Origin of the sequence: Curtobacterium pusillum (assembly GCF_013359865.1) — a bacterium.
GTDB classification, from domain to species: domain Bacteria; phylum Actinomycetota; class Actinomycetes; order Actinomycetales; family Microbacteriaceae; genus Curtobacterium; species Curtobacterium pusillum.
Genome location: NZ_JABMCE010000082.1, coordinates 71,680 through 91,144 on the forward strand (window position 1 = coordinate 71,680; position 19,465 = coordinate 91,144).

Annotated in this window: 18 protein-coding genes; 7 read left to right on the forward strand and 11 right to left on the reverse strand. The window is 71.8% G+C overall.

Features of this window, described 5'->3' with window-relative positions; all coding sequences use genetic code 11:
• Positions 1-97: 97 nt before the first annotated feature.
• Positions 98-967 carry a phosphoribosylaminoimidazolesuccinocarboxamide synthase gene (locus tag HP507_RS12370; protein WP_175352093.1) on the reverse strand — a complete coding sequence of 290 codons (870 nt, stop codon included), beginning with the start codon at positions 965-967 and terminating at the stop codon, positions 98-100.
• Entirely contained in the window at positions 964-2,232 is a 1,269-nt protein-coding gene (purD, locus tag HP507_RS12375; RefSeq protein ID WP_175352094.1) for a phosphoribosylamine--glycine ligase, read from the reverse strand. The genes HP507_RS12370 and purD overlap by 4 nt, the downstream gene beginning before the upstream one ends.
• A 57-nt stretch (positions 2,233-2,289) precedes the next feature.
• Here purD and HP507_RS12380 point away from each other — a divergent pair, with 57 nt between their 5' ends.
• The gene (locus HP507_RS12380; RefSeq protein WP_175352095.1) at positions 2,290-2,652 is read left to right on the forward strand and encodes a sterol carrier family protein; all 363 of its coding nucleotides are present in this window, start codon (positions 2,290-2,292) and stop codon (positions 2,650-2,652) included.
• 223 nt (positions 2,653-2,875) lie between these two features.
• Here the strand turns inward: HP507_RS12380 and HP507_RS12385 are convergent, their stop codons facing one another.
• Entirely contained in the window at positions 2,876-5,449 is a 2,574-nt protein-coding gene (locus HP507_RS12385) for a helix-turn-helix transcriptional regulator (protein ID WP_217508759.1), read from the reverse strand.
• 109 nt (positions 5,450-5,558) lie between these two features.
• On the opposite strand from HP507_RS12385, the gene HP507_RS12390 reads away from it, so the two are divergent.
• On the forward strand, positions 5,559-5,954 hold the full coding sequence (locus tag HP507_RS12390) for a hypothetical protein (protein WP_175352096.1): 396 nt from the start codon (positions 5,559-5,561) through the stop codon (positions 5,952-5,954).
• A 141-nt stretch (positions 5,955-6,095) separates the two neighbouring features.
• On the opposite strand, the gene purF is transcribed toward HP507_RS12390, so the two are convergent.
• Complete coding sequence (gene purF, locus HP507_RS12395) at positions 6,096-7,553, reverse strand: amidophosphoribosyltransferase (protein ID WP_175352097.1); 1,458 nt, start codon at positions 7,551-7,553, stop codon at positions 6,096-6,098.
• A gap of 70 nt (positions 7,554-7,623) precedes the next feature.
• Between purF and purM the strand changes: the two genes are divergently transcribed.
• A complete protein-coding gene (purM, locus tag HP507_RS12400; RefSeq protein WP_175352098.1) occupies positions 7,624-8,718 on the forward strand; it encodes a phosphoribosylformylglycinamidine cyclo-ligase in 1,095 nt (364 codons plus the stop codon).
• A 257-nt stretch (positions 8,719-8,975) separates the two neighbouring features.
• Here the strand turns inward: purM and HP507_RS12405 are convergent, their stop codons facing one another.
• Positions 8,976-9,197, reverse strand: a complete 222-nt coding sequence (locus tag HP507_RS12405) for a DUF3073 domain-containing protein (RefSeq protein WP_175352099.1) — start codon at positions 9,195-9,197, stop codon at positions 8,976-8,978.
• A 157-nt stretch (positions 9,198-9,354) separates the two neighbouring features.
• Here HP507_RS12405 and HP507_RS12410 point away from each other — a divergent pair, with 157 nt between their 5' ends.
• On the forward strand, positions 9,355-10,470 hold the full coding sequence (locus tag HP507_RS12410) for an NAD(P)-binding domain-containing protein (RefSeq protein ID WP_175352100.1): 1,116 nt from the start codon (positions 9,355-9,357) through the stop codon (positions 10,468-10,470).
• 81 nt (positions 10,471-10,551) lie between these two features.
• On the opposite strand, the gene HP507_RS12415 is transcribed toward HP507_RS12410, so the two are convergent.
• The 3 genes from HP507_RS12415 to HP507_RS12425 are packed head-to-tail and all read right to left on the reverse strand — an operon-like array spanning position 10,552 to position 13,871.
• Positions 10,552-10,830 carry a DUF3072 domain-containing protein gene (locus HP507_RS12415; RefSeq protein ID WP_175352101.1) on the reverse strand — a complete coding sequence of 93 codons (279 nt, stop codon included), beginning with the start codon at positions 10,828-10,830 and terminating at the stop codon, positions 10,552-10,554.
• Positions 10,831-10,881: 51 nt separating this feature from the next.
• Positions 10,882-11,637 (reverse strand): hypothetical protein, encoded by a 756-nt coding sequence (locus tag HP507_RS12420; protein ID WP_175352102.1) that lies wholly within the window; start codon positions 11,635-11,637, stop codon positions 10,882-10,884.
• 11 nt (positions 11,638-11,648) lie between these two features.
• Complete coding sequence (locus HP507_RS12425) at positions 11,649-13,871, reverse strand: APC family permease (protein WP_175352103.1); 2,223 nt, start codon at positions 13,869-13,871, stop codon at positions 11,649-11,651.
• Between the two features lie 130 nt (positions 13,872-14,001).
• Here HP507_RS12425 and HP507_RS12430 point away from each other — a divergent pair, with 130 nt between their 5' ends.
• Positions 14,002-14,790: a MerR family transcriptional regulator gene (locus HP507_RS12430; RefSeq protein ID WP_175352104.1), complete on the forward strand. Its 789-nt coding sequence runs from the start codon at positions 14,002-14,004 to the stop codon at positions 14,788-14,790.
• Positions 14,791-14,955: 165 nt separating this feature from the next.
• Here the strand turns inward: HP507_RS12430 and HP507_RS12435 are convergent, their stop codons facing one another.
• The 3 genes from HP507_RS12435 to yczE form a co-directional block, all read right to left on the reverse strand.
• Entirely contained in the window at positions 14,956-15,537 is a 582-nt protein-coding gene (locus tag HP507_RS12435; protein WP_175352105.1) for a PadR family transcriptional regulator, read from the reverse strand.
• Positions 15,534-16,367, reverse strand: coding sequence for a DUF4097 family beta strand repeat-containing protein (locus tag HP507_RS12440; protein WP_175352106.1), 834 nt, complete (start codon positions 16,365-16,367; stop codon positions 15,534-15,536). The genes HP507_RS12435 and HP507_RS12440 overlap by 4 nt, the downstream gene beginning before the upstream one ends.
• Positions 16,368-16,443: 76 nt before the next feature.
• Positions 16,444-17,109: a membrane protein YczE gene (gene yczE, locus HP507_RS12445; RefSeq protein WP_175352107.1), complete on the reverse strand. Its 666-nt coding sequence runs from the start codon at positions 17,107-17,109 to the stop codon at positions 16,444-16,446.
• A 61-nt stretch (positions 17,110-17,170) separates the two neighbouring features.
• Here yczE and yczR point away from each other — a divergent pair, with 61 nt between their 5' ends.
• Together yczR and HP507_RS12455 are read left to right on the forward strand one after the other, a co-directional pair.
• Complete coding sequence (gene yczR / locus HP507_RS12450) at positions 17,171-18,625, forward strand: MocR-like transcription factor YczR (protein ID WP_175352108.1); 1,455 nt, start codon at positions 17,171-17,173, stop codon at positions 18,623-18,625.
• Positions 18,626-18,729: 104 nt separating this feature from the next.
• On the forward strand, positions 18,730-19,398 hold the full coding sequence (locus HP507_RS12455; RefSeq protein WP_175352109.1) for a DUF6518 family protein: 669 nt from the start codon (positions 18,730-18,732) through the stop codon (positions 19,396-19,398).
• Positions 19,399-19,465 lie beyond the last annotated feature (67 nt).

Genomic DNA, 19,465 nt, shown 5'->3' on the forward strand with positions numbered 1-19,465 from the left:
GTGCCGGGCGCCCCACCTCTGCCGGACGTCACGACCGCACCGTGACATCTGTCACGATCGAGGACGGCGGCCCGTGCGGACCCATGGGGCGGTGTCGCTAGGCGCCGAGACGGTCGATCAGCTCGCGGTAGCGCTCGGCCGTCCGCGACACGATCGACTCCGGGAGCACCGGGGGCGTGCCCTGCCGGTCCCAGTGCGCACTGAGCCAGTCCCGCACGATCTGCTTGTCGAAGCTCTCGGTGCGGTTGCCCGATCGGGCGTCCCAGTAGCGGCTGGAATCGCTCGTCAGTACTTCGTCCGCGATCCGGATCCGCCCCGACGCGTCACGTCCGAACTCGAACTTCGTGTCCGCGATGATCACACCCCGCTCGAGTGCGATCGCCGCCGCCTCGGAGTACACGCGCAGCGACAGGTCGCGCAGCGCGCTTGCCGCATCCGACCCCACCAGCGAGACGGTCTGCTCGAACGAGATGTTCTCGTCGTGCTCGCCCTGGGGGGCCTTGTACGCCGGCGTGTAGATCGGCTCCGGGAGCCGATCGCCGTTCGACAGCCCCTCGGGGAGCTGCACGCCGCACACGCTGCCGGTCTCCTGGTACTCCGCCCAACCGCTGCCCACGAGGTACCCGCGGACGACGCACTCGACGGGGAACATCTCGAGCGGCATGACGTGCATCGAACGCGCTGCCACCGAGGAGGGCACCGGTGTCCCACCGGCGGACGGCGCGACGAGGTGGTTCGGCACGTCGGCCAGCTGCGCGAACCAGAACCGGGACAGGCGCGTGAGGAGCTCGCCCTTGCCCGGGATCGGCGGTTCGAGTGCGAAGTCGTAGGCACTCACGCGGTCGGACGCGACGAGCAGGAGTTCGGAGGCGCTGGCGATGTCGGCGGTGCCCTCCGGCACGTAGAGCTCGCGGACCTTGCCGGAGGAGACGTGCGTCCAGCCGGGCAGCGACGGCGCGGCGGTCACCGGACGACCTTCGCGGCGATGTCGGTGCGGAACTGCGCACCCTCGAGCGTGATGTCCCCGACGCCGGCGTACGCCCGGTCGCGGGCTTCGGAGAACGAGGAACCGGTGGCGACGACGCTCAGCACGCGGCCGCCCGTCGCGACGAGGTCGCCGTCGAGCACCCCGGTGGCCGCGTGGGCCACCGAGACGCCTTCGCGTGCGTTCGCCCGGTCGATGCCGGTGATGGGCCGTCCGGTCCTCGGGTTCTCCGGGTAGCCCTCGCTCGCGAGCACGACCGTCACCGCGGCGTCCGGGCGGAACGTTGGCTCCGGAGCGGACGCGAGCTGCCCGGTGGCGGCGGCGAGCATCAGGCTGCTCAGCGGGGTCGCGAGGCGGGGGAGGACGACCTGGGTCTCCGGGTCGCCGAAGCGGGCGTTGAACTCGATGACCCGCACGCCCTGCTCCGTGACGATGAGGCCGCAGTAGAGCAGGCCGACGAACGGCGTGCCCTCGTGCTCGAGTCGGCGGACGGTCGGCAGGGCGACGAGGTCGGTGACCTCTTCCACGAAGGCCCGCTCGGAGGGCCAGCGGTCGGCGAGCCACGGCAGCGGCGAGTAGGCGCCCATGCCGCCCGTGTTCGGCCCGGCGTCGCCGTCCCCGAGGCGCTTGTAGTCCTGCGCGGGACTGAGCGGGCGGACGTCGTGCCCGTCGCTCAGGAAGAACAGCGAGACCTCTTCTCCGTCGAGGAACTCCTCGACCACGACGTGCCCGTGCTGGAGCCAGTACGTCGCGTGGTCGATCGCCGCCTGACGGTCCTCGGTCACGAGGACGCCCTTGCCGGCGGCGAGCCCGTCCGCCTTCACCACGTAGGGGGCACCGAGCTCGTCGATCGCGGCGACGGCCTCGTCCACCGTGCCCGCGTACACCGGACGCCCGGTGGGCACGTCGGCCTCGGACATGATCCGCTTCGCGAACGCCTTCGATCCTTCGAGCTGCGCGGCCGCCTTGCTCGGGCCGAACACCGGGATGCCCCGCGTGCGGACCGGATCGGCGACCCCGGCGATGAGCGGCGCCTCGGGGCCGACGACGACGAGCTCGACGTCGTTCTCGAGCGCGTACTCCGCGACGAGGGCGCCGTTCGTGGGGTCGAGGGAGACGGTCTCGACGTCCGCGGCGATGCCGGCGTTGCCGGGCGCTGCCGTGATGACGTGACCGGCCTGCTCAGCCAGCAGGGCCGTGATGATCGCGTGCTCGCGGGCACCGGAACCGAGGACGAGGATTCGCACCCGATCACCCTACCGAGCCGCACTCGCCGCTCGCGATGCGGCGGCTAGCCTGTGGACATGCCACCGAGGAGGATCGAGGACGCGGAGGGGCGGGCTGCTCTCGTCGCCGTGCAGCAGGGGACGACGGCCCGGCCCGCACTCGCGACGGCCGTCCGCTGGTCGCTGCAGCGCCTCGCCGAGGACGTCCCCGGCAACAGCGTCGAGGTGCGGGTCCCGCCGTTCGCGGCCGTCCAGGCCGTACCCGGCCCGCGGCACACCCGTGGGACGCCGCCGAACGTGGTCGAGACGGACGCGTCGACGTGGCTGGCGCTCGCCACCGGTGAGCTGCGCTGGGACGAAGCGGTCGCGCAGTCGCGGATCAGCGCGTCCGGTTCACGTGCGGACCTGACGGCGTTCCTGCCGGTGCGACTGAGCGTCTGAGTCGCCACGCATCCGTCCCGTGCGACGCAGCGAATTAGGTAGCGCCTACTGATGTGACGTCACCGACCCGGCGAATACCGTGGGAGAAGTCGCCGGGATTCGGACCCGACCCGAACGGGTCCGAACCCGGCGACAGGACAAAGGTACGCGAAATTCGTGATGGGGTGTCAACCGGTCCGGCGAGTCGTGCTGCATTCGGCAACGAAGCAGCGCCGTCGAACGGCTACAGCAGCTCGCCGAGTTCCGTCCGCGCATGCAGGTCCCACTTGGTGAACACGCGCGACAGGTGGGCGTCGATCGTCCGCACGCTCAGTCCGAGCGTCTCCGCGATCCGACGGTTGCTGAGGCCCTGCGCCGCGAGCGTGGCGACCTCGTACTCGCGGTTCGTCAGCCGCGGCTTCACCCGGCCGGCCGAGACCGCCATGCCGTGGCTCGCCAGCACGCCCTGCGCGGCGATGATGCGGGTGCGGTCGTCGGCACGCACCGCATCGGCGTACTCGACGATCGCGCCGGCGAGCGGCCCGTCCACGCGGGCGGCCGCGTCGCGCATCCGTTCGAGCGACGCCGTGGTGTCCCGACCGTTCGCCATGTCGGTCGCGTAGTGCAGGGTCTGCGCGTACATGACGTGCGTCCACGAGCCGCTCGCCGTCCCGCGCTCGATGATCTCGTCCGCGTGTCGCAGCCCGGCCGGGTTGCCCAGCACGGCCTCGGTCCACGAGATCGTCACCGCGATCTGCTCGCCGAGGATCCGCATCGCCCGCAGCGGCGTCGACCGGGCGCGTTCGAGCGCTGCCGAGGCCTCCTCGGGGCGACCCGCGTAGGCGTAGGACATCGCGAGTCGTGCCCAGGGGTACGCGGCGAACCCGCCGTGGTCGGCGACGTCGTAGCGCTCGCACGCAGCCGAGAACGCGGCGATGGCATCGTCCCAGCGGCGCTGCGCGATGGCGAGGTTGCCCTCGCCGATGAGTTCGAGGGTGAAGTCGTACTTCAGGTACGGGCTCGACCGGCGCACGGGCACCTCGGTGATGAGGTCGGCGATGTCGCCGCGCCACACCTGCAGCTGGTGCATCACCGAGACGATCTCGCCCACGCTCCAGGGGGCGTCCTCGAGGTGCTCGACCGCGGTCGCGAGGCAGGCCTTCCCGAAGGCAGCGGCGTCGTCGAGCCGCCCGGCGGTCGCGAGCGCCATGACCGCGCAGGGAGCGAGGCAGAGGAACGTGAGCGGGACCGTGGCGGCCTGCACGATGCCGGAGCGCTCGAGTTCGGCGTGGACCTCGTCGAAGCGCCCGCCCCACCCGAGGTGCGCCAGCCGGAGCAGCCGGAGCCGCTCGGACGCAGCGCCGGACACGAACGGCGCGGCCACCTCCGTGAGCGCGACCGCCGCCAGGGTGTCGTCGTCGTGGAACTGCCGGATGTTCGCGAGGGTCTCGCACGCCTCGAGCACCACGTCGTCGTCGACCTCGTCCGGGGCCGACCGGACGACGGCCCAGGCGGCCTCGGCGTCGGTGCGGCCCGCCTCACGCCCTGTGCTGTACGAGTGCGCCAGGGACCGCAGGCAGTGCGCGGCGACCCGATCGGTCGGGCTGAGCGTCGTGCGCAGGGCCGCGGAGGTGAGGGCGATCCCGCTCTCGTGCTCCTGCAGCCGGACCGCGACCTTCGCGGCGTCGAGCAACTGTTCGACCGGCGGCAGCACGCCGCACTCGAGGGACCACAGCGCGGCGCGGAGCCGGGCGGCCGGCGGAGCACCCTCGGGACGGTCGGTCCGGAAGGCGTTCGCGCGGGCGAACAGCGCCGTGCGTCGGACGACGGGCACGAGGGCACGGACGACCTCGCCGACGAGCGGGTGCGACGGACGGACGACCGTGGCGCCGTCGTCGAGCGAGTCGATCCGGACGAGGCCGAGCGCCACCACCCGGTCGACATCGCCACCGCTGACGAGGCCGATGAGCCGGGCGAGGGGGATCGGATCGGCCAGGGCGACGATGTCGACGACGTCGCGGAGGTCCTCGGGCAGCGAGCCGAGTTCCGTCCGGTACATGTCGGCCAGGCTGCTCGACGCGGTGACCCGCCCGCGCCAGTACCACCCCGAGGACGTCTGCTCGAGCGCGCCCGACGCGAGCGCCGAACGGACGACCTCCCGGAGGTACAGCGGATTGCCGGTCGTCGCACGGTGCACCCGCTCGGCTGAAGCCGTCTCGAGCTGGGCGCCGAGCGCCTGGGCGATGAGCGACGAGGTCTCGTGCAGGTCGAGCGGCTCGAGGTCGATCCGCTCGAGCAGGTCGTCCTGCCACAGGGCGCGCAGGGGTTCGGGCAGCGCGGTGAAGTCGCGGCAGGTCAGCACGAGGCGTGCACCCTGCTCCCGCACGAGCCACGCGACGTACCGCGCGGAGATCGCGTCGAGGTGGTCGGCGTCGTCCACGCGGAGGAGCACGTCCCGGTCGGCGAGCTCCTCGGAGTCGCGCAGGCGCTGCTCGGCGCCACCGGCACCGACGAGTTCGGCGAGGGACCCGGGCAGCTCGCCGAAGCGTTCCGCGACCGCCCCGAACGGCATCGACCGGCTGGCCGCCACCGCGGTGATCGGCACGACGAGCGTCCGGCCGGAGGCGTCGCGGGCGGCCACACGGTCGGTGACCCGGACGGCGGCCGAGCTCTTGCCGAGTCCGGGCGCCCCGACGAGGGCGATGCTCCACCGGTGCTCCGCGACGACCGAGACCGCGCGGTCCTCCTCACGACGCTGGAGGATCGGCCACGCCACGCGGGCCGGGACACGAGACGCACGAGCGCTCCGTTCGCGCATCCGCCTCACCTCCTCCGCTTGGGATACCGATCGGTAGGCACCATCTTCTCCCGGGAACGTCCCCAGCGCACAGACCGGAGCACGTCCCACAGTGGGGGACAATGGAGGGGTGAGCAACACCGACCGACCCGACGAACGACCGGCTCCGGCGCCGAACGCCGTCACCACTCCCGACGAGGTGACGATCCGCCGCGCCCCGAAGTTCGGCGTGTTCATCGTGGGCGGTGCGCTCCTCGGCTTCGTCGCGACGCTCGTCGTGGTGTCGCTGACGATGAACATCGACCGCGGCGACCAGCAGGAGACCGCGAGCTTCGGGTCGCTCGTCGGGTACTTCTCGCTGTGGGGCGTCACGATCGGCGCCTTCCTCGGCGCGGTGGTCGCCGTGGTCCTCGACCGGGTCTTCGCCCGTCGGGCTGCCCGCCTGACGGCGGAGCGGGTCGAGGTCGAACTGCCGCCCGAGACCGTGGAGGGCGAGATCGAGGACCACGGCGACCGGACGCGGTAGAGCCGCCTGCATCGGACTGGAGGCGGGCCCCACCAGCCGGTACCGGCGCACCGCGCCAGCGGGGCGACGGCCGTGCCTGGAGGGACGGTGCCAGCTGGCACCGCGCCTACAGTCCGAACGGGGTTGCGTCCCGCGACGTGCCTAGCTGAGCTGGTTCGCCTCGACCCAGGACAGGTACTCCGGGCTCACCGTGCCCGTCACGTACTCGCCGGTGAAGCAGCTCATCTCGAGGTCCGTGACGTCGGATCCCTCGATGATCGCGTCGCGCATGTCGCCGATCTCCTGGTAGATCAGGTGATCGCTCCCGAGCACCCGGTTGATCTCCGGGATCTTCCGGTCGTGTGCGATGAGCTCCGCCCGCGTCGGCATGTTGATGCCGTACACGTGCGGGTACCGGACCGGGGGAGCCGCGCTCGTGAAGGTCACCTCGTTGGCACCGGCGGCGCGGGCCATCTCGACGATCTCCTTGCTCGTGGTGCCGCGCACGATCGAGTCGTCCACGATGAGGATGTTCTTGCCCTTGAACTCGGACGACATCGCGTTGAGCTTCTGGCGCACGGAACGCTTGCGCTCCGCCTGCCCCGGCATGATGAAGGTCCGGCCGACGTAGCGGTTCTTGTAGAACCCCTCGCGGTACTCGATGCCGAGCTTCTGCGCGACCTGCATGGCGGCGGGACGGCTCGAGTCCGGGATCGGCATCACCACGTCGATGTCACCGGTCGGGGCGTACTGCGCGATCGTGTCCGCCAGGCGGTTGCCGAGCCGGAGGCGGGCGTCGTACACCGAGATGCCGTTCATGACGGAGTCGGGTCGGGCGAGGTAGACGTACTCGAACGAGCACGGCACCAGGCGCGGGTTCTTCGCGCACTGACGGGAGTGCATCTGCCCGTTCATCTCGATGAACACGGCCTCACCGGGGGCGATGTCGCGGACGATCTCGTAGCCACCGGACTCGAGCACGAGCGACTCGGACGCGACGACCCACTCGGGCTTGCCGGCCTCGTCGAACTTGTGCCCGAGGATGAGCGGGCGGATGCCGAACGGGTCGCGGAACGCCAGCAGACCGTGGCCGGCGATCGTCGCGATCGTGGCGTACGACCCCTCGACGCGTTCGTGCACGCGCTCGACCGCGTCGAACACCTGCCCGGGGTCGAGGTCGGTGCCGCGGACCTGCCCCTGCAGCTCGTGGGCGAGCACGTTCACGAGGAGCTCGGTGTCCGAGGTCGTGTTGAGGTGTCGCCGGTCGATGTCGAAGAGTTCACGCGTCAGTTCACGCGTGTTGGTGAGGTTGCCGTTGTGGACGAGGACGATGCCGTACGGCGCGTTCACGTAGAACGGCTGGGCCTCTTCCTCGTTGCTCGCGGCACCCTTGGTGGCGTAGCGGACGTGCCCGAGGCCCATGGTGCCGAGGAGGGCACGCATGTCACGGGTACGGAACGCCTCGCGCACGTGACCGCGGGTCTTGTGCATGTGGTGCACGTGACCCTCGACCGTGGCGATGCCCGTCGAGTCCTGCCCGCGGTGCTGCAGGAGGAGCAGTGCGTCGTAGATGGATTGGTTGGCGGGGCCCTGTGCAACGAGGCCGACGATGCCGCACATTCGCGGTGTGCTCCAGACCGTAGAATCGGGGGGACCGAACAAGTCTGCCATGCCCCGCGGAGGACTACGCATGCCCAACCCGTACGCAGCGGCCGGTGTCGACACCGCCGCCGGTGACCTGGCCGTCGAACTCATGAAGTCGGCCGTCGCGGCCACGCACAACGCATCGGTTCTCGGCGGTGTGGGCGGGTTCGCCGGGCTGTACGACGTCTCATCCCTGAAGTCGTACGAGCACCCGCTGCTCGCGACCTCGACCGACGGCGTGGGCACGAAGGTCGCCATCGCGCAGGCGATCGACAAGCACGACACGATCGGACAGGACCTCGTCGGCATGGTCGTCGACGACATCGTCGTGGTCGGCGCGAAGCCGCTCTTCATGACCGACTACATCGCCTGCGGACGGGTCGTGCCCGAGCGCATCGCGGACATCGTCGCCGGCATCGCCCGCGGTTGCGCGGAGACCGGGACGGCGCTCGTCGGCGGCGAGACCGCGGAACACCCGGGCCTGCTCGGGCCGGATGACTACGACGTGGCCGGTGCCGCGGTCGGTGCGGTCGAGGCCGGCTCGGTACTCGGTGCCGACCGGGTCCAGGACGGCGACGTCGTCGTGGCGATCGCATCCTCCGGCCTGCACTCGAACGGGTACTCGCTCGTCCGGCACATCCTGTCGTCGCGCGGGGTGGGCTACACGGACTCCCTGCCGGAGCTCGGCGGTCTCGTGGGCGAGGCGCTGCTCGAGCCGACCCGCCTCTACACGTCCCCGCTGCTCTCGCTGATCGAGGCGCACCCGGGCGCGGTGCACTCGCTCTCGCACGTCACGGGTGGTGGCATCGCGGCGAACCTCGCGCGCGTGCTGCCCGTCGGGTCGTGGGTCGAGGTCGACCGCTCCGCCTGGGAGCCGCTGCCCGTGTTCCGGGTGCTCGCCGAGATGGCCGGCACCCCGATCGAGGACACCGAGGGCACCTGGAACCTCGGCGTCGGCATGTTCGCGGTCGTGTCGGCGGCGGCGGCGTCCGACGTCATCGCGTCGCTCGGTGCCGCCGGGCTCGCCTCGTGGTCGGTCGGGACGATCTCGACGTCGGCGCGCGACCTCGAGGGGTTCGAGCAGGGCGCCAAGGGCGTGGACGGCGGAGCGGTGCGGCTGGTCGGGGCGTACGCCAGCTGAGCGGCCCGCTCGCGGCGTTGGTGGGCCGGCGCCGCGAGCTGCCTTCTGCGCACGCGTGTACAGACACCGTGCGAGTCGATCGACATGTGCGATGTCGGAACATGCACGGGCATGGGATGCGTGCACATGGTGCGACACACCGCGCGTCGATCGAAGTGTGTCGTGTCGAACCGCGCGCGTGCGTGGTCCGACGACGTCGGCACGCACGAGAACGCCGCGCTACCCGGAGGGAGCGCGGCGTCGACGGTGAGCCGGGGTCAGGCGGACTTGTTGTGGTCCTGTTGCGCTTCGAGCTCGTCGTCCTCGTCGTACTGGTCATCACCGTATTGGTCTGCCCAGCGGTCGACGTAGGAGTTCTCGTCCGAGTGCTGCCCGGCGGAGAGCTCGCGTTCGAGCGCACCGTAGTTCGTCTCCGGGCTGAAGTACTTCAGCTCCCGGGCGACCTTGGTGTGCTTTGCCTTCTGACGGCCGCGCCCCATGCGTGACCCCCTCGTGATCGGCTCTGGTCCGGTCCTGGCGGGAGAGGAGTCACCCGGGGAACCGAACGGTTCGTGGTTTGAAATCTGCCGATCACTCTACCATGTACCCCGATCTGGACGTGGCCGCGACGGCCCCGGGCACAGCAGAATCGAAGTGATGACAGACGACGCCCAGGCCCCAGCCGACCAGCACGCCCGGGTGGTGGTGATCGGTGCGGGCCAGGCCGGTCTCTCGGTCGGGTACCACCTCCGCCGGCTCGGCCTGACGCCCGGGAGCGACCTGGTCCTGCTCGACCGTGCGCCGAGCACCGGCGGCGCCTGGCAGTTCCGGTGGGAAGCGCTCCGGCTCGGGGCGGCGCACCGCGTGCACGACCTCCCCGGGATGAACGCGATGGGCCTCCGGTTCGACGACGCCGACCGTTCGCGACCGGCGCGGGACGTGGTCGGCGAGTACTACCGGCGCTTCGAGCAGCACTACGACCTCCGGGTCCGGCGCCCGGTCACCGTGACGTCCGTGACGCGCATCGGGGACACCGGGCTCTGCGTCACGGTGCGGGCGGCCGACGGGGGCACGAGCCGGATCGGTGCGGAGGTCGTCGTCAACGCCTCCGGCACGTGGGGCACGCCGTTCGTGCCGTGGTACCCGGGCCGAGACGTCTTCCGCGGTAGGCAGCTGGACACGACCGAGTACCGGAGCGCCGCGGAGTTCGCCGGCCAGGACGTGGTGGTCGTCGGCGGTGGGACGAGCGCGATCGGGTTCCTGCTGGAGCTCGACGGGGTCGCCGCCCGGACGCGGTGGTTCACGCGGCGGCCGATGGTCTGGTCGGACACGGCTGCGCTCGACCTCGAGTCCGCCGTCGCCGCCGTCGACGAGCAGGACCGCGCCGCGCGTGCCGGGGCGACCCTGCCGAGCATCGTCTCCGGGACCGGGGTGCCGGTCACGAGGCGGATCCGAGCGGGCCTGGACCGCGGCGTGCTCCGGGAATCGCCGATGTTCACGCGGTTGGACGAGACCGGTGTCGTCACGGCCGACGGCGAGCACGTGCACGCGGACGCCGTGATCTGGGCGACGGGCTTCCGCGCGGACCTGCGGCACCTCGCGCCGCTGCACCTGCGCACCGCTGCGGGCGGGATCGTGGTGGAGGACGGCCGCTCGGTCGGCGAGCCGCGACTGTTCCTCGCCGGGTACGGTCCGCAGGCGTCGACGATCGGTGCGAACCGGGCCGGTCGGCGGATCGCCCGCCAGGTGATGGACGCCCTCGCGGGGTCCTGACCGGCAGCGTGCGGGGTCGCGTCGAGCGGAACGGGCGCGGCGCCGGTGCGGGCGCGGGGTCAGGCGGGGAGGGACCCGTCGTCAGGAGTCAGCGCCGCGCCCGGTCTGCTGCTGCAGGCGGTCGATGTGCTCCGACGCCTCGGCCTTGGTGAGGTCCGCCGGGAGTTCCTCGCCGGCCTCCCGCGCGAGGGTGTCGAGGTAGCTGCGCTGCGGCCCGGTCATCGGCTCGTCGCCGGTGACCCACTCCTCGGGGTCCTTGCTCGCGGTCGTCGAGGGGTCGGGGCGCGGACCGCCGAGGGTCTCGCCCTGGATCGAACCGTCGGCGTTCTGCTGCTGTTCTTCACGGTCTGCGTCACTCATGCCGCCGACCGTACGCGGGACCCCCGACGCCCCGTGCAGGCACCGTGTCGTTCAGGCCGGGACGGCGGTGTAGCGGACGAGGTCGGCGCCCACCGCACTCGCGGCGATCGGCACCGTCCGGTCGCCGCGGCGCACGTGGATCGTCGCCGCCCGCTCGTCGATCCGCTCGACCTCGTGCAGCACCCCGTCGAGCAGCACGGCGGCGCTGACCGAGACGTACCCGGTCGTCGGGCGCGGTGGCAGCCCGACGACGTCGTCGCCGAACGCGGGGTACCGGCCGGGCGACAGGAACGGCGACACCGGGGTGGTCACGATCTCGAGGCCCTCGTCGACCGTCCGCACCGCAACGAGACGCACCGCCTGGTCCGTCGGCAGCGGTACGTCCACGACGGGTGCCTCGCCCGAGCCGGCCAGAGCGCGGAACGCGGGCCGACCGTCGGGGGCGAGCCGCGCCTCCAGACCGTCGATCCGAACCCGTCCGCGCCCGCGGGAATCGGCGTAGGTGCCGGGTTCGAGACCCGAGCGACGCGCCTCGAGCCGCGACACGACGACCCGGTCCTGGCGGTACCAGTCGCGGAGCGTGGCGGGATCGACCCAACCGATGCTCTCGGCGCCGCGGGCCAGCGACGCCGACTCGTCGGCGGCGCGCTCGTCGATCGCACCGAGCGGGTGCTCGCCCCGGACCGCGACCAGGCCCTCGTACGGACCACCGGCGGAGGGCTCGTGGTCGAGCACCTCGACACGCTTCGAGACCTTCCCGCCGTGCCCGTCGAACGTGGCGAACGTGCGCAGGTCGGAGATCGTCATGACGACAGATGCTACGACGAGCGACCGTCTCCGCGTGGAGGTGACGGCACGAGCACGTGCATCTCGCCGGTGCTGAGGTTCGGGTCGACGCCCTCGGCGGGACCCGCGGGGCGGGTGGCGCGTCGCGGGTGCAGGCTGTTGCGCTGCGCGGACCGGAGGAGACGGTCGTCCTCGGCCTCGTGGTGGAAGACGCCGTGCGGAGAGCGGCGGAGGGCCGGCCGGATCGGTTCGCCCCGGCGTTCCTGACCGGGCAGGGGGCGGGAGCGCCGTCCGTAGAGGAGCTCGGAGGAGTCCAGCAGCCACGGCACGAGCGCGACGGTCACGCCGTGCACGAGCAGCAGCTTCTTCCGGATCCGGCGGCCGCGGTGGTTGTGCAGGAGGTTCTCCCACCAGTGGCCCACGATGAACACCGGCGTGTAGACCGTGACGACCTCGGAACCGTGTTCCATCCGGTGCGCCTTGATGTAGTTGATGAGCGGCATGGAGATGTCGCGGTACGGACTCGGCACGATCGTGAGCGGCACCTCGATGCCGTAGGCCTCCCACTGTTCCCGGAGCCGCGTCGACTCGCCGTCGTCGATCGCGACGTGCACGGCCTCGAAGCTCGCGTGCTTCGCCGCGATGGCGTAGTCGAGCGCCTTGAGCACGGGCTTCTGCAGCTTGTTGACGAGGACGATCGCGTGGTCGCCGGTCGCGCCGAACTGGGTCTCCTCGTCGGCCTCGATCTCGTGCGAGACGTCGCGGTAGTACCGGTTCACGCCGAGCATGAGGAGGAACAGGATCGGCATGATGACGAACACGAGCCAGGCGCCGTGCGTGAACTTCGTGATCGTCACGATGACGAGGACGACGAAGGTGAAGGTCGCGCCGGTGGCGTTGATGGCACGCGACCGCAGCACCTGTCCGCGGTTCACCGGCTCGCCGTCGGTCGGGAGCCGTCCGGCGCGGTCGTCGCGGAGCAGCCTCGTCCAGTGCAGCACCATGCCGGTCTGCCCGAGGGTGAACGACACGAACACGCCGATGATGTAGAGCTGGATGAGGCTCGTCACGTTCGCCCGGTAGACGATGAGCAGCGCCGCCGCGACGAGGGCGAGGACGATCACGCCGTTCGAGTAGATGAGCCGGTCACCGCGGGTCGAGAGCGCCTTCGGGGCGTACGAGTCGCGGGCCAGGATCGAGCCGAGCAGCGGGAAGCCGTTGAACGCCGTGTTCGCCGCCAGGAGCAGGACCGCCGCCGTGGTCGCCTGGATGACGAAGAACAGGATCGAGTCGTTCCCGAAGGTCGCGGCCGCGATCTGCGCGATGAGCGAGCGCTGCGGGGTCGTCGCGCACCGGGCGAAGCCCTGCAGGTCGCAGGCGCTCTCGGCGTAGTGCACGCGGGAGATCAGCGCGAGCGTGATGAGTCCGACGAACAGCACGATCGCGATCGACCCCATGAACACGAGGGTCATCTGCGCGTTCTTGATCTTCGGTCGGCGGAACGCCTGCACGCCGTTCGCGATCGCCTCGACACCGGTCAGCGCCGAGCAGCCGGACGCGAACGCGCGGAGCAGCAGCAGGATGAACGCCGCCTGCGTCGTGTGCTCCACGTTCTGCACGGTGTACGCGGCGGACTCGGCGACGGGAGCGTTCCCGAGCGCCGCCCGGAACAGGCCGGTGACCACCATGACGAAGACCGAGGCGACGAAGAGGTACGTCGGCACGGCGAAGGCCTTGCTCGACTCGCGGACGCCACGGAGGTTCGCGGCCGCCAGGAGCACGACGAACAGCAGGGCCAGCTCGACGCGGAACTCGTTGAGGACCGGCAGCGCCGAGATGATGTTGTCCACGCCCGAGGCCACCGACACGGCGACCGTCATGACGTAGTCGACGAGCAGGGCGGACGCGACGACGAGCCCCGCCTTCTCGCCGAGGTTCCGGTGCGCGACCTCGTAGTCGCCGCCGCCGGACGGGTACGCCTTGATGAGCTGCCGGTAGGACGCGACCACCACGACGAGCAGCAGCACGACGAGGGCGGCGACCCACGGGGCGAACGTCAGGAACGCCATCCCGCCGAGCAGCAGGATCATGAGGAGCTCCTGCGGCGCGTACGCCACGGAGGACAGCGGGTCGCTCGCGAAGATCGGCAGTGCCAGGTGCTTCGGGAGGAGCTGTCCTTCGAGCTTCTCGGAGGGGAGGGGCTCCCCGATCAGTCGTGCTTTCAACGACCGGATCTCGTTCGTCACGAGCGGCAAACCTACTCAATTCCGGGCGGGAGTCAACACGGGTGGCCGGCTCGGTATTCCGCCTTCGTCGAACGAGCGACGGTCGGATGCGCCGGAAACCCTTGCAGTTGACGCTGCGTCAACCCCTACGGTCGTGTGCATGAGGGATTCGACAGACACGACCGGCGCAGCTGCGAAAGCACCCCACGGCATCGCCGACGTGGCGCGTTCCGCGGGTGTGTCCAGCCGGACGCTGCGGCACTACGACGCCATCGGGCTGCTGCCCGCGACAGCGATCGGCGACGGTGGCCTCCGCCGCTACGACGACCGGGCGCTCGTCCGGCTGCAGCGCATCCTCCTGCTCCGTGGACTGGGACTCGGGCTGCCCGAGATCCGTCGGGTCCTCGACGGGGAGCAGGACGACGTCGCCGCCCTCACCGCGCACGTCGCGTGGCTCGAACGGGAGCGCGACCGGCTCGCCCGGCAGCTCGCGGCCGTGCGCACCACCATCACCAGGATCGAGAAGGGAGAGGACATGAACGCCACCGACACGTTCGACGGGTTCGACCAGACGAAGTTCAAGCAGGAGGTCGAGGAGCGCTGGGGCGCCGACGCCTGGGACCGCGGCGCACGCTGGTGGGCGTCGAAGGACGCCGCCGCGAAGGACGCCTTCCAGGCCGAGCAGCGGGCGATCGCGCAGGACGCGGCGGCGCTGGCGGCGTCCGGCGACGGCCCGTCGTCGGACGCGGGGACGGCGCTCGCCAGGCGTCAGTTCGCGTGGCTCGCCGAGGCGACACCCCCGTCCGAGCTGACCGCCGACCGGTTCCGCACGCTCGCCGACATGTACGTGCAGGACGAGCGGTTCACCCACGCCTACGAGTGGGCGGGCGAGGGCGCGGCGCGCGCCCTGCGGGACGCGATGCACGCGCTGGCCGACCGCGGCCTGTAGGCGGGCCGGCCCGCCGGCCCGCCCGGCCCGCAAAACGCAACGAGGACGGCTTCTCGCAGCGAGATACCGCTGCGAGAAACCGCCCGGGTTGCGTTTTGCGGGGACGCGGGGACGCGGGGACGGCGGACGGGAGGCGCGGGGCGCGACCGCCTGGCGGCCGGCGGCTCAGAGGGACTTGCGCAGCGCCTCCAGGCCGTCGCGCAGCCGCGTGACGGTGTCCGAGGTGAGCGTCCCGCGGGTCGCGCGCCGACGGAGGTCCGCGCGGACCTGCTGCCGGAACGACGACAGGGCCATCTCGACCTCGCGCAGGGCCCGGGCACCCTCGGACGGGACGTCGACCGGCTCGTCCGCGGTCCGGCCCCGAGGGGCCTGCGCGCTCGCGGCGAGGTCGGCGCGGAGCGACCGCATGGCCTCGCCGACCGACGCTCGGACGCCGTCGGCGAGGGACTTGACCGAGTCGTTGACGCCGTTCTCGACCGCGGCGATCTCGTCGGCGCGGGCGTCGAGCTCGGCGCGGCCCGCCGGGGTGATGGCGTAGACGGTCTTCCGGCCGTCCGCGGACTTCGTCACGAGGCCCTCCTCCTCGAGCTTCGACAGCCGCGGGTACACGGTGCCGGCACTCGGGACGTACGTGCCGCCGAAGCGGTCGCCGAGGGCCTGGATGACCTCGTACCCGTGCATCGGGTGGTCGGCCAGCAGGACGAGCAGGTACAGGCGGAGGTGCCCGTGGGCGAAGACGGGACTCATTCGACGACCTCCGCATCCACGTCCGCGGGGGCCTGGGGTGCGGCGTGCAGCACCGCGATGTCGCCCGAGACCGAGTTCACCCGCAGCTCGAGCCACTGCCCGGACAGTTCGCCGCCCTGCTTGACGTACGAACCACGCACGCCGCGGATCTCGGAGTCGTCGAACTGCAGCTTGCCCGATGCCGTGCTGACGGTGCACCGGTAGGGCACACCGTCCTCGAGCCGGACGCTGACCGAGCCGGACACCGTGTTCACGCGGGCCGATTCCGGCGTGCCGTGCAGGTCGAGCACGACGTCGGCCGAGACGCCGTCCGCCGAGAAGCGCGGGATCGTGCCGGTCGCCACGACGTCGCCGGACACCGTGTGCACGGCGAGCGCGCCGTCGAGCTCGCGGATCGTCGTCGTGCCGGAGACCGCGTTGACGGTGACGTCGCCGGCGACGTCGTCGACGACCACGTCACCGGAGACCGTGTTGAGCGTCGCTCCCCGGTTGGTGCCGGAGAGCAGGACGCCCGCGGAGACCACGCCGAGGGTGACGACCGCGTCGCGGGGCACCAGGACGCTGACGTCCGCGTGCGCCTTGCCGCGGAAGGACTTCAGGAAGCCGAGGGGGTCGTCCCACCGGATCTGCGGATGGTCGATCGTGAGCGTGTCGCCGTCGAGCTCGATCTTCATCGGCTTGCCGGACACGCTGTGCACCTCGACGCGGGCAGTCGGCTCGTCGTGCGCGACGACGTCGACCTGTCCACCGGCGAGGCCCACGCGCAAGCGGCGGACGATCCCGGTGTCGATCACCTTCGGCTCTTCGACGAGCCACTTCTCCTGGGCCATGTTGCATCCTCCAACTCGCGATGTATCGCGTCTGTGCAGGACACGCTATATCGTGATCTGGAGGTGTGCAAGCGGTTCAGGCGACCTCCGAGGCGGGGACGCGCCGTGCCTCCAGGGCGAGCGCGTCCTGCGTGGTCCGCTCCGGACTCCAGGGGAAGCGGCGGAAGACGGGCATGAGCGGCTGCACCATCGGTCCGATGGCGAACGCGGCGATCACCGTGCCGGCGCCGACGTCGCCGCCGAGGAACCAGCCGACGATGACGACCGACACCTCGATGACGGTCCGCGCCAGCCACACCGGCCAGCCGAGCCGCTCGTGCAAGCCGACCATCAGACCGTCCCGCGCTCCCGTGCCGAAGCCGGCGCCGATGTAGAACGCGGTCGCGACCGCGAGCAGCAGGAGTCCGGCGACGAACAGCAGGATCCGCCCCACGAGCTCGGAGGGTGTCGGGACGAGCCACAGCACCAGGTCCGCCGACGGTCCGATCGCCAACGCGTTGAGGAGCGTGCCGATCCCGGGCTTCTGGCGGAGCGGGATCCAGAAGAGCAGGATGACGCCGCTCGACACCACCGTGATGACGCCGAACGACCACGGCACCACGTGCTCGAGGCCTTCGGTCAGCACCGTCCACGACGCGACGCCGACGACCGCGCGGACCTGCAGTGCGGTGGAGGCGCCGTAGAGGAACAGGCCGACGAAGAGCTGGAGGAAGCGGAGCGTGAGGGCGGTCGAGCGGGGCATGCCCTCGATCGTTCCCAAGATTGGACTGCACGTCGAGGGCCAATCCGACTACCGTGGATCCATGACCCCGGTCCTGCTCAGTGCCCGCTCCGCCGCGCTCCTCCTCACGGACTGGCGCGCCGGCACCGATGCCCCCGCCTACGAGGCGCTGTCCGACGCGCTCCGGGTCCTCGTCATCGACGGCCGGATCCCGCAGGGGGTGCGGCTGCCGGCGGAGCGGGGGCTCGCGGCGGCGCTCCACGTCTCGAGGACCACCGTCGCGAACGCCTACTCGCGGCTCCGCTCCGACGGCTTCGTCGTGTCGGTCCGTGGCTCCGGCAGCGTGGTCCGCCTGCCCGCGGGGCTCATCGGCCGGCCGGACCCGGAGCGGCTCGGCGGAGTCGTCGACGACGACCTGCTCGACCTCCGGAAGGCCGCGCTGCACTCGGCGCCGGGCATCGCCGAGGCCGTCGAGCGGGCGATGCGGCACGTGCCCGCGGCGCTCGCCGGCATCGGCTACGACACGGTCGGCGACCCCGGGCTGCGGGCCGCGATCGCCTCGCGGTACACCGACAGGGGGCTGCCGACCGATCCCTCGCAGGTCGTCGTGACCATCGGTGCGCAGCACGCCATCGCCCTGCTCGCCCGGGTGCTCGTCCGCCGGGGCGACGCGGTGCTCGTCGAGTCGCCGACCTACCCGCACGCGCACGAGGCGTTCCGCGACGCCGGCGGGCGGCTCGTCGGGGTCCCCGTCGACGCCCGCACCGAGTGGGACGCGACGGCCCTCGAGACCACGCTGCGCCGGACCGCCCCCGCCGTGGCCTACGTGATGCCCGAGCTGCACAACCCGACCGGGGCGACCATGTCGGCGTCGACGCGCGAGCTGCTGCTGTCGGTGGCGGCGTCCACCGGGACGACCGTGATCGCGGACGAGACGATGGGGGAGCTGCGGATCGAGGGCGAGCCCTCCGTGCCGCTCGCGGCACGCGCCGGTTCCGCCGACGCGTCGGTCGTCATGATCGGGTCGGCCGACAAGGTGTTCTGGGGCGGCCTGCGCATCGGTTGGATCAGGGCGTCTCCGGAACTGCTGCAGCGCCTGTTGCTCGCCCGGCCGACGGGGGACCTCGGTACGCCCGTGCTCGACCAGCTCGTCGCGCGGGAGCTCGTCCCGCGGACGGAGGCCGTCCTGGAGGCGCGGCGCGAGTACCTGCGCCAGGGTCGCGACGACGTCGTGGGCGCGTTGCGTGCGCGGCTCCCGGAGTGGGACGTCCCGTCGCCGGCGGGCGGGTTGACGACGTGGGTCGGGCTCGGGAGACCGGTGTCGAGCGCCCTGGTGCTCGCCGCCCGGTCCGAGGGCGTCGTGCTCGCCTCCGGCGGGGTGTTCGGTCCGGACGGCGGGTTCGAGCGGTTCCTGCGGGTGCCGTTCACGATGCCGCCGGCGGACCGGGTGCGCCTCGTCGACGTGCTGGAGCGGTCGTGGGCGCGGATCGGTGGCGACGCTGCCGGCGTGCGGGGATCGCTGGCCGCGGTGGTGTGAGTCTGTCCGGTCGTGCTGGCGTCATCCTGGAGGGTGACGCGGCCGGCGGGATCTGGCTCCGCAGGGTGATGTGTGGCGGCCTGGCGGGCCGGGATCCTGGTCGCATGGAGACGACCATGAACGCGCGTGGGCCGGCCGGGGTCCTCCCCTCGGGCTCGGCCACGACCGTGCCGCCGGCGGCGAGGGTCTCGATGGCGCTGACCGGTGCACTGCTCGCGGGTGTGCTGACCTCGTTCGGGCAGAGCGTGCCCGCACTCTCGTCCGCCGCGAACTCGGCGGGCCCGTGGTTCGTCGTCGCCACGGCCCTGTGCCTGCTCGCCGGCGCCCGTGTCGGACGGGTGGCGATGCCGGTCGCGATGGTCCTCGGCGTCGTGCTCCTCGAACTGATGCACGTGGGGTACTGGGCGACGACGAACCTCCGCGGCTACCCGGACTCGCTGTCGATCGCGAACTTCTGGGTCCTCGTGGGAGTGCCCGCGGGAGCGTTGGCGGGCGCGGTAGCGGTGTCGATCCGGTCGCGCGACGTCCGCTGGCGCGGGGTGGCGATGGGCGCGACGGCCGCCGTGTTCATCGGCGAGGGGGTGCGTGCGCTGCTCCAGGTGGCGGACACCACGGGACCGTCGACCTGGGTGGTCGAGATCGTCGTCGGCGTCGCCGTGCTCGTCGCCGCGGTCCTGACGGCTCGGACACCGGTCTGTCGGATCGCGGCGCTCGGTACCGGGGTGCTCGGCACCGTGGGGGTGTTGGCCGCGTACCTGGCACTCGCCGGCTGAGCTCCTCCACCGGCCCGCGTCCTGTCCGGGTTGTCCACCGATCGTGCAGATCGGGTCCGGCCACGGG

Coding starts and splice junctions, on each gene's coding strand:
- HP507_RS12385 (WP_217508759.1), bottom strand. CDS start 5,449: ATGCGCGAACGGAGCGCTCGTGCGTCTCGTGTCCCGGCCCGCGTGGCG.
- HP507_RS12455 (WP_175352109.1), top strand. CDS start 18,730: ATGGAGACGACCATGAACGCGCGTGGGCCGGCCGGGGTCCTCCCCTCG.
- HP507_RS12440 (WP_175352106.1), bottom strand. CDS start 16,367: ATGGCCCAGGAGAAGTGGCTCGTCGAAGAGCCGAAGGTGATCGACACC.
- HP507_RS12430 (WP_175352104.1), top strand. CDS start 14,002: ATGAGGGATTCGACAGACACGACCGGCGCAGCTGCGAAAGCACCCCAC.
- purM (WP_175352098.1), top strand. CDS start 7,624: ATGCCCAACCCGTACGCAGCGGCCGGTGTCGACACCGCCGCCGGTGAC.
- purF (WP_175352097.1), bottom strand. CDS start 7,553: ATGTGCGGCATCGTCGGCCTCGTTGCACAGGGCCCCGCCAACCAATCC.
- yczE (WP_175352107.1), bottom strand. CDS start 17,109: ATGCCCCGCTCGACCGCCCTCACGCTCCGCTTCCTCCAGCTCTTCGTC.
- HP507_RS12415 (WP_175352101.1), bottom strand. CDS start 10,830: ATGAGTGACGCAGACCGTGAAGAACAGCAGCAGAACGCCGACGGTTCG.
- yczR (WP_175352108.1), top strand. CDS start 17,171: ATGACCCCGGTCCTGCTCAGTGCCCGCTCCGCCGCGCTCCTCCTCACG.
- HP507_RS12405 (WP_175352099.1), bottom strand. CDS start 9,197: ATGGGGCGCGGCCGTCAGAAGGCAAAGCACACCAAGGTCGCCCGGGAG.
- HP507_RS12435 (WP_175352105.1), bottom strand. CDS start 15,537: ATGAGTCCCGTCTTCGCCCACGGGCACCTCCGCCTGTACCTGCTCGTC.
- HP507_RS12420 (WP_175352102.1), bottom strand. CDS start 11,637: ATGACGATCTCCGACCTGCGCACGTTCGCCACGTTCGACGGGCACGGC.
- HP507_RS12410 (WP_175352100.1), top strand. CDS start 9,355: ATGACAGACGACGCCCAGGCCCCAGCCGACCAGCACGCCCGGGTGGTG.
- HP507_RS12380 (WP_175352095.1), top strand. CDS start 2,290: ATGCCACCGAGGAGGATCGAGGACGCGGAGGGGCGGGCTGCTCTCGTC.